Origin of the sequence: Bacillus sp. T3, from assembly GCF_033449965.1 — a bacterium.
Taxonomy (GTDB): domain Bacteria; phylum Bacillota; class Bacilli; order Bacillales; family Cytobacillaceae; genus Bacillus_BU.
Genome location: NZ_CP137761.1, coordinates 3,934,723 through 3,948,078 on the forward strand (window position 1 = coordinate 3,934,723; position 13,356 = coordinate 3,948,078).

At 37.9% G+C, this 13,356-nt stretch carries 11 protein-coding genes and 1 riboswitch; all 11 genes read right to left on the minus strand.

Annotated features, from left to right (window positions below):
- Position 1 precedes the first annotated feature (1 nt).
- The 11 genes from RGF10_RS20115 to RGF10_RS20165 all read right to left on the minus strand — a co-directional run bounded on the left by RGF10_RS20115 (position 2) and on the right by RGF10_RS20165 (position 13,215).
- Entirely contained in the window at positions 2–928 is a 927-nt protein-coding gene (locus RGF10_RS20115; protein WP_318505235.1) for an aldolase, read from the minus strand.
- Between the two features lie 103 nt (positions 929–1,031).
- Positions 1,032–1,190, minus strand: coding sequence for a paeninodin family lasso peptide (locus RGF10_RS23975; RefSeq protein ID WP_412176647.1), 159 nt, complete (start codon positions 1,188–1,190; stop codon positions 1,032–1,034).
- Between the two features lie 18 nt (positions 1,191–1,208).
- Positions 1,209–3,143 (minus strand): asparagine synthase-related protein, encoded by a 1,935-nt coding sequence (locus RGF10_RS20125; RefSeq protein WP_318505237.1) that lies wholly within the window; start codon positions 3,141–3,143, stop codon positions 1,209–1,211.
- Positions 3,144–3,516: 373 nt separating this feature from the next.
- A complete protein-coding gene (locus RGF10_RS20130; RefSeq protein ID WP_318505239.1) occupies positions 3,517–4,209 on the minus strand; it encodes an ECF transporter S component in 693 nt (230 codons plus the stop codon).
- Entirely contained in the window at positions 4,188–5,840 is a 1,653-nt protein-coding gene (locus RGF10_RS20135) for an ABC transporter ATP-binding protein (RefSeq protein ID WP_318505241.1), read from the minus strand. Before RGF10_RS20135 ends, RGF10_RS20130 begins: the two co-directional genes overlap by 22 nt.
- Positions 5,822–6,739: an energy-coupling factor transporter transmembrane component T gene (locus tag RGF10_RS20140; RefSeq protein WP_318505243.1), complete on the minus strand. Its 918-nt coding sequence runs from the start codon at positions 6,737–6,739 to the stop codon at positions 5,822–5,824. The genes RGF10_RS20135 and RGF10_RS20140 overlap by 19 nt, the downstream gene beginning before the upstream one ends.
- A complete protein-coding gene (locus tag RGF10_RS20145) occupies positions 6,714–7,439 on the minus strand; it encodes a DUF4430 domain-containing protein (RefSeq protein ID WP_318505246.1) in 726 nt (241 codons plus the stop codon). Before RGF10_RS20145 ends, RGF10_RS20140 begins: the two co-directional genes overlap by 26 nt.
- Positions 7,440–7,474: 35 nt before the next feature.
- Positions 7,475–9,277 carry a DUF4430 domain-containing protein gene (locus RGF10_RS20150; RefSeq protein ID WP_318505249.1) on the minus strand — a complete coding sequence of 601 codons (1,803 nt, stop codon included), beginning with the start codon at positions 9,275–9,277 and terminating at the stop codon, positions 7,475–7,477.
- Between the two features lie 135 nt (positions 9,278–9,412).
- A riboswitch (cobalamin riboswitch) is annotated at positions 9,413–9,604 on the minus strand.
- 267 nt (positions 9,605–9,871) lie between these two features.
- Positions 9,872–10,756 carry a transglutaminase family protein gene (locus RGF10_RS20155; RefSeq protein WP_318505252.1) on the minus strand — a complete coding sequence of 295 codons (885 nt, stop codon included), beginning with the start codon at positions 10,754–10,756 and terminating at the stop codon, positions 9,872–9,874.
- Entirely contained in the window at positions 10,753–11,757 is a 1,005-nt protein-coding gene (locus tag RGF10_RS20160) for an alpha-E domain-containing protein (RefSeq protein WP_318505255.1), read from the minus strand. Before RGF10_RS20160 ends, RGF10_RS20155 begins: the two co-directional genes overlap by 4 nt.
- A gap of 21 nt (positions 11,758–11,778) precedes the next feature.
- Complete coding sequence (locus RGF10_RS20165) at positions 11,779–13,215, minus strand: circularly permuted type 2 ATP-grasp protein (RefSeq protein WP_318505257.1); 1,437 nt, start codon at positions 13,213–13,215, stop codon at positions 11,779–11,781.
- Between the last annotated feature and the right edge of the window lie 141 nt (positions 13,216–13,356).

Consider the following 13,356-nt stretch of genomic DNA (forward strand, 5'->3'; position numbering starts at 1 on the left):
CTTATTTCCCCTTTTTTAATTGTAATAATATTCTTTCCACTAACTGATAAGCAGTAAATCTTGAATTCGGTCTTTTTAATTGAAAGGTTTCAACCTGTTTAGCTATGCCTGTAATGGTGTTAAAATGCCAATCTGTTAAACCTAAACGGGCAATTAGTGTGTTTCGATAAGTGTTTAAATTTAACATTAGTAGTCTTTCAAGACCATTAATAGGATGTATTTCAATATTTTCACCTTCAGTCTTTACTAACTCAAAGATTCCTGAAAGTGGCAGTGACACTTTAGCAAATTTAGACCTTACTGGTATCGCATACTTTGTTTCTCTTTTGTATACATGACGATACTTACTTGACTCTTTTCCAAACTCATCTAAACTTTCTTGCCACAGCTTTTGTTGGGGATACGCAGGGAAAATAAATGGAATATTGTCGGAAGAAATTGAAACAGGAATTAAATCATCACTTATAAGTTCATATCCATTTTCCAAGAATGCTGAAGCCAGTGTTGATTTACCTACACCAGAATCTCCAATAAAAGCATATGCTTTCCCATCAACTGCAACAGCACTTCCATGTAACGGTAGAACTCTTCTCTGCATCAATATCGCACCCATACAAGTCCCTAATATATAGAGTCGAATTTCATCCTCATCAGAACCCATTAGAGGTGAGACGGTAATTTTTTTTCCTTCTTGTATATAAAAAGTTGCTACACTAGGAATCTGAAATATTAGCGAATTTCCAACCATCAAATATCTTTCTGGTTTAGCATCTAAATCATTCCATAATAGAGATAAATCACCTATCTCAATTACAACATCTGCGGTCTCTTTTTTCCCAATATATTGAGGTAATTCAGGCAGAGGATATTCACTAAAAACATTTAATCCAAATGCTTCATAATTTATTTTTTTCTGAACTTCTATCATTTTTCTCACTCCAAATAAATGACAACGTTGGTAAGAAAAGCCCTCATACCTTTTCTTACGTATAAGGGCCGTTAAACTTATTAACCTATAATTCAAAGATTAATTAACTAATTGGACCGTGAGTTGGAAATGTTTCATCACCCACAGTTCCGTCCTTTAGCATTTCTTTAACTTCTCCATCTACTGCAGTTCCACCCATTCCACTCATTGTCATACTTACATTTAACATTTCTAATGTTGGTTTCTTCCATTCTTTTTTCATTTAATCACCCCCCTTCATTCAAATAGACTTAATAAACCTATAAAAGATTAAACTCCTCATTAAGATTATTAATTCATAATCGATGGAATAATCCTCTTTTGACCTCGACTTAATCTTTTCCAAAGCAGAACTAATTACTTTTAAGTTCAAATAACCAAAGATATCAGGGTCATTTATGAGTTGTTCTAAATCTTTTATAAACAAATCCCAAGTAGGAATCATTCTGGGAACTACTTCTGCAGCTTGATATCCTCTAACACCATTAAATCTCACATTATCTGGAAGATACATGTTTGTTGCACGACGAATAAGTGATCTATCTAAACCAAAACGAACAAACTGTTCCTCTGGTACCGATAAACAATAACGAATAACGCGTAAATCATTTGTTGGGTCGCGCTCCAATAGGGAGCTACGCAATGATAACTTTGTAACAACTGCTCCATTTTTATCCCAATTATGGAGCTTATTAAAATAGTTTTCCCTAGTACTTTCATATGGGATTGATTGGGAATTTCCATAATAATCGATATTTTGTTCTAAAAGTTTTTCAAAAACATTTGTCCTATTAGCAAAATCAGAATCAATCATTAAAGGAAAAATATGATCATCCTTTTTTGAAGAATTTAGATCGAATGAATAAAATGCATTTTTTCCAATACTTGAAAATACTTTTATCTTTTTTATTTTCCTTACTTTACTGATCAAGTGGACTTCTCTATAAAGATGGATTAATCTCATTTTTTTTAATAGACTTGAGTAATACTCTAGAGCCCATCCCCATGAAATAGAATTATTTCCCCTTCGTCCATTTAACAGCACGTTTACTCCTGTCCTATGAGCTACTTCGTGAATGCCTTTCAACCAATATGAGTTTTCAAAAAATTTATAGGGCATCTCAAGTATTTCAAGCCAGTCATTAATCTCTGTATATGAACTTTTTCCTCTAAAATCCAAGTAATGATCATTAATATTTCCTACGTAATTAACTGTGGATTTAATTAATGGACTTTCATCAGCAATTCTTGATCCTGGTGTCCAAACTTTATCATCACTAAGTGGTACAAAACTAAATGTATGTAACTTTTTATTCTCCTTGTATAGCGCTTTTGCTGCAAAGCTAACTACAGATCCAGAATCCAACCCCCCGCTTAAATGGGCCCCTACCTGATGGTAGGTACGCAACCTTGAATTAACAGCAGTCTGAAATATTGAACGAAACGCCTCTTCATATTCTTCATTTGATTTTAGCTTTAATTGTTTCTCCATAGTAAAGGTACAATATCTTGTAAAAGATTCTCTTCCATCTAGTAATGATATTGAATGAGAAGGAGGAATTTGATAGATATTTTTATAAACAGTAGAAGAAGTATCTACAGTATCAAACATATCCTGTATTGCCAAAAACTCAGCAATCCATTGTTCATTAAGCTGTTTTTCTATATATGGTAATGAAAGCAATGGTTTCATCGTTGTACTAAAAGCAAATCTATTATTATCCCAAAAATAATATAGCGTTCTTGTTCCTGAAAAATCCCTAGCCCCGAACATTTTCTGCTCTCTCTCATCCCAAATCATAAATGCAAAGTCACCGACTAAGAATTTGGGTGAGTCTTCTCCCCACTTTAAATAGGAAAGTAGAATCAACTCGCTGTCAGTTATTAATTTCTGGTCAGTAGGTTTTACTTGCAGTTTTTCAAATAACTCCTCACGATTATCAATAATCGCATCCGCAGTAATCGCTACCCGGCGTTCTGGGTCATAATATGGAAGCAGTTCACCTATCGATTCAGGTGTAATCCACTGTGCATGGCATCCTAGAAACACATTATCCTTGTACCAAGTTTGCACATCATCAGCAGGGAACTTTTGCAATTCCTTCATCATGCGATTGCCATGTTCGTGTGGTACTGGTTCTCCATTTACATGATAAATACCGGTAATTGCACTCATAATTTCCTCCTGTGAATCGCTACGAATCAACTCATATTTTATAAAATCAAACGTTCATATATGTAATACTCTATCCTACATATAAAACAACCGTTCTCTTTAAAGAACAATCCAAACAAAAAAAATAGACAAATTACTATAACCTAATTTCAACATCTAATTTAAATTCCAATAATATGTATAATTATTATAATTACAATAAAATTAATTCTATATAAAGAACAACTAATAAAAATAAAATAACATCTATTCGATAGAGTGTCAATGAAATACAGGACTTTTAGACCGCAAGAAAAACCTACAAAAAACAGCAAAGACTGCCAAGAATTCTCGACAGTCTTTGCGATCAAAATTGAGAGATTGTATGTTCACCTTATTCCAACAGCCCATACTTCCGCTTAAATCTTGAAAGATTTTTGATCCAAACCTTTCCAAATATAATAATAAAAAACACATTGGAAACAGCATGCATGAAGTCAAAAAGCGCACTACTCGCATAATAAGTCAGCACCGTGTTCAAATTAATCTCATTTCCATATTGGGTTAAGGAAAGAATGCCCCAGATATTCATAATCCAGCCGAATAGAAATCCCCAGGCAATCCCAAAGATTATTTTTCCCCACAGTGTACTCATCCATTTAGTGTTTCTCAAACACCCCGCTGTGAAACCAACTAAGCCCCAGCACAGCATTTGCCATGGGGTCCATGGCCCTTGACCAAGAAACATATTGGATGCAAGCGCTGCGACAGCACCAATCATAAATCCACTTTCTGCACCAAACACTAGACCAGCCGTCATAATGACGAAGGTTGTTGGTTGAACACTTGGCAGACTGGCAAATGGAACACGTCCAACTGCGGCGACTGCCGCTAATACAGCAATTAAAACCAATTCCCGTACTTCAATTTTTCTATTTTCAAAACGAAGCAATAATAACAGAATTGCTGTTAACACCAATCCCATGCTGATGAAGAAATATCCGTTTCCCCACCAAATGGTTAATGCTAACAATCCGACTGCTACAATTGATAAGAAGAAACTAATTATTGCCCTCTTGCTGAACATAGCTGTACCGCCTCCTCAAGCGTCATAATACTCTGACCTGGAATTTGGTGAAACAGCCTTTGAATCATTGTGGTATAGAAAAAGTTTCCTTTAAAAAATTGACTTGGCGTCCCTTCGGAGGTAATTTGCCCTTGAAACATCATGCCGCATTTCGTTGCCTGTTTTGCGGCAAATTCAATGTCATGAGTCGACATAACAATCGTAACACCTTCCGACTTCAATGCTTGTAAAATCCCAGCCAAGTTTTCCTTGGAAATAGGATCCAGTCCCTTTGTTGGTTCATCCAAAAGGAGCACTTCTGGTCTTCTTAGCAATAAGCAGGCTAGGGCAGCCTTTTGGAGCTCGCCTCCACTCAAATCGTAAGGATGCTGATGTCTTAGATGGGCAATTCCAAGCGTATCTAGCAAGCGCTCAACTTCCCATTCATCGCCAATTCCCCATTGATTCATCGTATCCCGCAGTTCTTTCTCAACACTATCCTGAATGAAAAACAGCTTTGGATTTTGTGGTAAATAGCCGATTTTACGTGCCAATTCTTTGTTATGCCAAGATTTTAATGGTTTATCGTATAGAGCTACCTTCCCTTTGGTCGGCTTCAAAATTCCGCAAAGCATTTTTAACACGGTGGATTTACCTGACCCATTTCCACCAAGCAACGCATAGGTTTCACCTTTTTTTAATGTAAAATCTAAATCTCGTAAAACCCAGTCACTTTCTTTGTTGTAAAGGAAAGAAAGGTTTTTAACTCGGAATAAGTCTTCCTGCCGAGCTTCTAACGACTCAATAACTGACTTATTTTGAACAGAAACATTCTGTTGCTTAATCCACCGTTTACCTTCCTTCACCGTTAGCGGAGGCAAGTCACTCTTTTCGTCGGGCTCTAAACTCAAGCAGAATGCAGGAATACTTGGAACGAATGATTGATTAGGCGTTTCCCAAAGCATTTTCATGACCTGCTTTGGTTCGCCCTCATGAATGAGTTGCCCTTTATCCATCATCACAATTTTGTCAGCAACCGCAATAAACTCCTCTAACCGATGCTCGGCAACGACAATGGTAATGCCAAACTCTTCATTCAAACGGAAAAGCATATCGAGTAAATCCCTTGAGCTTACTGGATCCAGCTGGGCTGTTGGTTCGTCTAAAAGTAAAATATCTGGCTGCATCAGTAGAATTGAGGCCAAATTGATTTGTTGCTTTTTCCCACTGGACAGCTCATGCATCTTACGCTCTAACAGCGATTCAGCTCCAAAAAAATGAACCATTTCAGCTACTCGACTTCTCATTTCTGCTGTTTTGAGACCAATATTTTCAAGTCCAAACACAATTTCCTGAAGCACATTTTCCGCAACCACCTGGTTTTCTGGATCCTGAAAAACAAATCCAATTTCACCAGCGGACGCAGTCGAATCTGAAACCAGCTGTCCGTTTACAAGGATATCTCCTGCTAATTGGCCATGTGGTTGGATTTCTTTTTTTATCAAGCGCAGTAATGTGCTTTTTCCACTTCCAGACGACCCAAAAAGCACAATAAATTGGCCTTTTTTTATCTCTAGGGAAACATCCTTAATCGCAGGAGTTGTCGCATCCGGATAGGCAAATGTAACATTTTTTAGTTGAATCTGCGCCATCGATGAATCCCTCCTAGCTCTACATAGATTGGAAAGCCTAAAAATACGAAAAATCCGACCATCGTCGTAATGTCCATCTTGGAAAGTTCTAGCGATTCCATCATCGGATAAATCGTTAAAAGACCATGCCCGAAATACCGTTCAACAGCCGTAAATAAAAAGACGATAACGAAAAAGAGCAAGGCAACAACATCTGATTTTTTTACATGAAAATAATCATAGGCTGACCGCTGTCCCTTTCCGTATCCTCTTGCTTTCATCGAATCCGCTGTTTGAATAGCTTCCTCGAGTGAATAAGTCAAGAGAACTTGAACATACAGTAAGCCAGACTTTGCTCTATTTTTCCAAGCGCCTTGTGCGACAGCTATTCCCTTGCTTATTTGTACAGCTGCAATCTCTTCTAACCTTCTTCGCATTAAAGGGATGAAGCGCAGCGTGAGCATCAAAAGCACCGCAAACTGTGGCAGAAATTTTGAAAACAAATAAAAGATTTTATTCGGTGTCATCATTTCATTGTACGATACAAATAACGCCATTACTCCCATTAAGGTCAATGCTGTGGTCACACCGAACATCGTTGCTTCTAGTGTAATTCGTTGTTGAAATACTTCAAATAGCACCGTCCGGCCACGATGGTTGAAAATAGGATTTAACAACGCAATGAATAGACTACTTATCAATAGAAAAAAAAACCATCGCTGCAAGTTTCTGCAGCGATCTTGAACAAAATGAATCATGATAATGCACACAAGTGCTCCGACTAAAAAGGTTGGGTGAAATAATAGCATCAGTAAAGCTAGTGCTCCAACATAATAGCTAAATATTACAAGTGGATGAAATTGGGCAAAAACTTTTTTTTGTGGGTTGGATTTTTTAACCCCCAACATATTCCCAGACAATTTTGTCACCGTCTTTCACAGTTGCTTTACCGGCACTCACTGGAAGAAGTACACCATTCAGCTTATAGGTCCAACCGCTTTGACCTGGATAATCACCCTCGTATATATTTTCAATTCCCTCGACATATTTTGAGCCATAATCATTTCTGGCATCTACCTGTAAACCTGTTTTAAGGAGTACGTCATAAACAGTATCCCCATCTTTAATGTTGATTTTCGTTGCCCCTAAAATATTTCGGTGATCTGCAGGACCAATTACCGAGATAGTTACAGCGTGCTGTGGCGCTGGATTGCTAGGCTGTGTTTGCGCCGGAGCAGCAGGCTGAGTTGCCTGTTGCTGTGGCTGTGTGCTTTGTGTCGATTGTGTTTTTGTTGATGTTGTTGCTTGAGTATTGCTCACAGTTTGATTGGTTGTTTGTGTATTTGCTACCTGATTGTCAACTACAGCAGAAGCTTCACTAGTAGTTTGAGTTTGCTCACCACTTGCTTCCGTCGCTGCTTTTTCTTCGGCTGATTTGGCCGTTTCTTTATCAGTGTCAGCTTTTTTCTCTTGCTTTTCTGACTCTTTTTGCTCATTTTTCTCTATCTTTTTATCAGTATTGCTACTTGATGCATCTTCCGTGGAACCACAGCCCGCCAAACTGAAGGCGAGTACGAATGCAAGCAAGAACAGGATGATTTTTTTATATCCCCCGTGCATTTTTGTTACCCCCCTTAAATAATCACTCATTCTCTTTACGCCTGTCTTCTTTTTGCTAAGACTAACGCTCCCACACCGACTAGGATAATCAGTAATCCTAATGCTAGGGTGTTGTAAGAATTCGTCGCTGTATTCGGAAGTGCCTTCCCATTTTGAGAACTAGCAATGGCTGTTTCTGTATTATTATCATTGCTAGGTGCAGCTGTTGTTGGTTGCACTGTCTCAGGTGAACTTGGTGTTACAGGATTACTTGATGTTGGTGTCACAGATAAATCAAATAATGAGCCTTTTCCCTCAACGTAAAGCTGATAAGCTACTAATGCCTGAAGACTTTGGCTTGTAGCAAGCATATCCGTTTCTAATCCGTGCTTCCAAGCAAAGCCGTCAGTTGTTTGGAACGTTAATAAATAAGCAAGAACACTAACTCCATCCTTTGTAAAATCTACTCCATTTGGATCGATCCCTAAGGCAGATAATGCAATTATTACTTGTGCAGTCGTGTTACTGTTGTCGATATCTCCTGAACGATAAACAGTCGATAAATTTTCCACACCTTTAGCGATTGCTTCACTGACTGCTGGCTGATCCTGATAAGGCGCTAGTGACTGTAATACCATCGCTGTAATATCAACATCCGCATCCGCACCCTTCCAGCTGCCATCCTCATCTTGATTTTCAATTAAGTAGTTAACTAATTTCTCTCTTGTCCATGTTGCAGATGCTGGAATTTCAAATTTCTTACTATCAAGAGCGATTAAAGCATAGGCAACTCCATTAAAGCCTGGCTTTGACACATCACCATTATAAATAGAAGAAATTAAATTATAGCCCGCTACATTTGTTGGGTCTCCACCCGCAGCAACGATTCCTAAAACATGACCCTCAACATCGGTAATATTTCTAAAATAGCCTTTCTTATCAATGACTGTCTGCGTAACATTGGCTAAATAATCGGCTGGAATGGCCTTTCCCAATTTATTTAATACAACGGCTTCTTTAGAGCCAACAAATTCTGGCTTAAACAGATTCAGCGTTGTGTTAACCGCGTTTTGAAGGACTTCGGCTGGAATTGGTTTAGCAGGAGTTTGTTCTTCATCAACCGGTTCTTCGCTTGGTTCCTCGCCTGGCTCTTCTTCAGATGGCTGCTCCCATGATTCGTATTTAAAGGTTATTTTGTTATTAGGCTGTAAAATATGAGTATCTGCTCCTGTTTGAGCGTATTCGTCATTTACATAAAAAGCCCAGTAATAGGTTCCTTCCGCCTGAATACCATTAATCTTTAAAAATCTATTGTCATCAAAGCCAACATTTTCTTTGCCAATTGTATTTTGTAAAAATTGTAATGCTGTCGCTTCTCCTAAATATGAGACGGGATAGGCGGTTTTAGCTAGTGTTTCATCGTTTTTGCCAATAACTTTAATTGTGGCACTGTTTGAAGCCTTTTCCCAATCCTCATATCGGAATGTCAAATGATCCCCATTTTGTGCAGTATAGTTTTCTGAACTAGTACTTGAAAAAAATTGATTCACATAAAATGCCCAATAAAATGTATCTTTTTTTGCTAACCCTTTGATTGCATCAAGTGATTTTCCCAAATCTTGATCAGAAGTAACTACATCACCATCAACAGCTTTAGTCAAAATATCTAATGCAGATGATTGTTCACTAAGCTCTACTCTTTTCTCGTTCACTAGCACTTCGTTATTTTCTCCAATAACGGTAACATATGCTCCATTTTCTTCTGCTGCTGCAGCAACAGGTGCTTGGAACGCGCCTGCTACCAATGAAAATAACATAAATAATACTAGAAGCAGCTTTGATGTCCTATTAATCTTCATATTCCCAACTCTCCCTTTCATTTCGTATAAAAAATGGCATTAAAAAAACCTCCTAGTTGTTGTAGGAGGAGGTTTGTGGCTAGTTAAGCAGAAATAAACAATATTCCTGTCTTAACACCCTCCTATCCACGTAGGTTTGTGGTGTAGAAAACAGGCAGGTTTCCTGGCTCATGATCATTGCTCCCTCTGCCTTCCCATCATACTTGACAGTGGCTTGGTAAAGGTTGCTCCCATTTACAGTGGCGGGACCGCGTTGGCTTTTCCAACTTCCCTATTAAGCGAAATCTAAATTTCTAAGACATTCGCACCTGTTTATACCAATCTTATTTCAATATCATTTATCATTATACAAATAGTGCACACTTTTGTATATCTTTTTCATTCCTTTGTGTAGTATTTTCTGATATTTTAGAAATTTAAGTCGAATCTTTATGATAGAATGTGGTTCTATTAGTTAATTTTGTGATTCTATTAGCTAATTTTGTAATTCTATTAGCGGATTTCGCAGATCTATTAGCCAACGCCATATTTCTGTCACACTCCCCCATACAACACAAAAAACAGGAGCTTTTCTCTCCTGTCTTTAGAAACAAATTATTCTTTTGCTTGTTCTTCTTGGACAACTTTTACATCAACATCTACTGCCATCGTTTGTTTAGCGGCCCCTATATAAATCCCTTTAACCGGAACAATATCGCGGTAATCACGGCCGTGACACACTTTTACATAACGCCAATCAATTAAACCATTATTGGTTGGATCAAAGCCAACCCAACCAATACCTGGTACGTATGCTTCAATCCAAGCATGTGATGCTTGATCATAGTCGGCGTGGCCACCTTGAAGGTCACCAATAAAATGATAACCACTAATATAACGAGCTGGGATATCCCTTACTCGACATATAGCACTCATTAAATGGGCAAAATCCTGACAAACTCCTCTTTTTAACTTTAATGTCTCATCCACTGTTGTATTAACATGTGTGGCATTTGGATCATAAATAAAAGAGGAATAAATTGTTTCTGTTATTTCTCTTAATAATTGATAGACACTCCCTGACGAATCAAGGTCAGGGAGTGTCTTTGCGTAACTTTTAATATCATCCGTAATCATGGTATAGGGAGTTCCAGATAAATATTCAGCAAAGGTGTTTTGAAAGTGGTCACTCTTTAAGATTTGCTTCTCCTTTTTCACAGGTAACAAGTGATAATCATTTCGATCTGTTTCATGTGTATCCACGATCGAATGGGAAGTTATGATGAGCTTGCGATGTGGCTTATCTACAGTAAACGCATGCGCCACGTTCCCAAAGTAATCTTGATAGGAAAAAAGCTCAGCCCCCGGAACTGTGATGATTGAATGGTTGACACATGATTGCCTGAAATCCGTTCTTGGAGTCAGCCTAATTTCATTGACACTGTACCCTACAGGCTCCTCGTAGGTATAGCTTGTTTGATGGACGATTTCCAATTTCATACCAATTCAGCCAGCTTCCTGGGTAAGTTTTCTGATAAGTCTCCTTCACGATCAAATACGAGACTTTTCACAATATCTTGTCCAATTTGATCGCAGCCTGCTTGAACGCTTTCAAGAAAGTCCTTATGCTGCTCCATCGATTTACCAGATAAATCAAGGCTTTGAAAAATTAAAGCTCTTAAGCGATTAATCGTCCGGATAACTTTAGAAAGTCCATCCAATTGAAATTCAATTTTCATATTTTTCAAGTGCTCCTCTAATTCATACAACGAGAAATAGACAGAGCCAGGAAAAACAGAATTTAGCAGAAGAAATTCTAAGACCCGTTCCAGCGTTAAATTTTGTCCATGGGTTCTGCGAAATGCTTCAAAACCATCGATACTTTCTAATAAAGTATTAAGAAGATTTGCATCATAAACAGGAAGCTTCCCCTTCTTTTCTATAATAGAAGAAAGGAATAGCTGAATCATTCGAATCGAATTTTCCGAACGCTCCAATAGGACACCAGCTTGCATGTATCCCCACTCCACCTCATGAAGCATCGAGCGGTTAGCAATGGACTGGAATAAAGAAACCTCGCTACGAACTCGGTCAAATAATAAAAACGGCTGCTTTACTCGGTCTAATTCCACCTTTTGCTCCTGGAACCACATATAAAAGGCATTAATACTATCCCACATCCGACTTGTTGCGTATTGTCTTACTTCACGTACATTATTCCTAGCCAATTGGAGGCAGTTGTTAATGGAATTGACATTTGTACGATCAAAAGTGAAATAGTTTACGATTCTTATCGGTTCAGAAGTGAATTCTCGTTTTTTATCATTAGAGACATCTTTAAGAACTGGATTCAATCTATTTTGCAGGTCAGCGCTATGATTCTCGTTATCTTGAAGGCTATGGTGAGCGTAAAGATTTACATCAACCAGACGTGCAGTATAATCTATTCTCTCTGTATAACGACCAATCCAATAAAATGATTCTGCGGTTCTGCTTAACATACCGTTTCCTTCTTTCCTAAATTAGTATAAAACCCAAGTATCTTTACTTCCTCCACCCTGTGAGGAATTCACTACAAGACTTCGTTCCTTGAGGGCAACTCTCGTTAATCCCCCAGGTAATACTTCAACATCTTTATCCCCCATAAAGGCAAAAGGTCTTAGGTCAACATGTCTACCTTCAATTCCATTAGCAACAAGGGACGGCACACTAGACAAATTAATTGTAGGCTGAGCAATATATTTATCTGGTGTTTGGATAATCTTAGCTCTAAATTCCTCGATTTCCTGTCGTGTTGCCCGAGGACCAATCAGCATTCCATATCCACCTGATAATGAGGTTTCCTTTACAACCATTTCTGGTAAATGACTAAGTGCATACTCTAAATCTTTTTCTCTTGATAAAACATATGTTGGTATATTTTTCAAAATAGGTTCTTCATTCAAGTAGAACCGTATCATCTCAGGAATATATGTGTAGATCGCTTTATCATCAGCAATCCCCGTTCCTGGTGCATTCGCAATCGCCACATTGCCTGCTCGATACGCATTCATTATTCCAGGCACACCTAACATCGAATCAGAACGGAAGCATAATGGATCAAGAAAATCATCATCAACACGGCGATATACAACATCAACCTGCTGTAGTCCCTTTATTGTTTTCATATATACCTTTTGATTAATAACCTTTAGGTCCCTACCCTCAACTAGCGGAATTCCCATTTGCTGGGCTAAAAATGAATGCTCAAAATAGGCGGAATTATAACAACCTGGAGTTAATAACACGACGACTGGATCTTTTTTATTTGTAGGAGAAAGACTTCGAAGTATAGAAAGAAAAGAATCCAAACTATTATTTATTGGACGAACCTTATGCTGAAAAATTAAATCTCTAAATAGGCGAAGCATCCATGTCCGATTTTTATATATATAGGACAAACCTGAAGGCGTCCTTAGGTTGTCTTCTAGCACAAAATATTGCCCCGATTCATCTCGAATCAAATCGATGCCGGAAAGAGGGATATACACATCTCCTGGTACTTCAACACCCATCATTTCTGTAAGAAAATAAGGATTTGATACAACCATTTTTCGAGGAATAATGCCTTCACGGAGGATCACCTGTTCATGATAAATATCACGGATAAATTGATTTATTGCTGTTACTCTTTGTTTAATTCCCTTTTCTATCATCGACCATTCATTAGCCGGAATGATTCTTGGAATGATATCGACAGGGATCGTCCGTTCCAATGAATCACCTTCATCGCCACTATATAATGTAAAGGTAACCCCTTGTTTCATCATGAACGTTTGCATGGATGATTGAAGGTTTTTTAAATCAGTTTCGTTCATTTTATTTAGCAAGTTGTGAACCTGTTCATAATGATTGCGGATTCCTCCTTTTTCATTAAACATTTCATCAAAACCTGAAGCATAATCGTACTTTGAAAACATGGTAATCCTCCTATAGAAAGCAAAATATGTATACCAATCAATTTAATCGGAATATGTCACTTAGAGCTATGTTTTTTGTCGAATAAACAAGAATGATGTCAGGATACCTAACAAATCCAAACGTGTCGTTTATTAAACGAC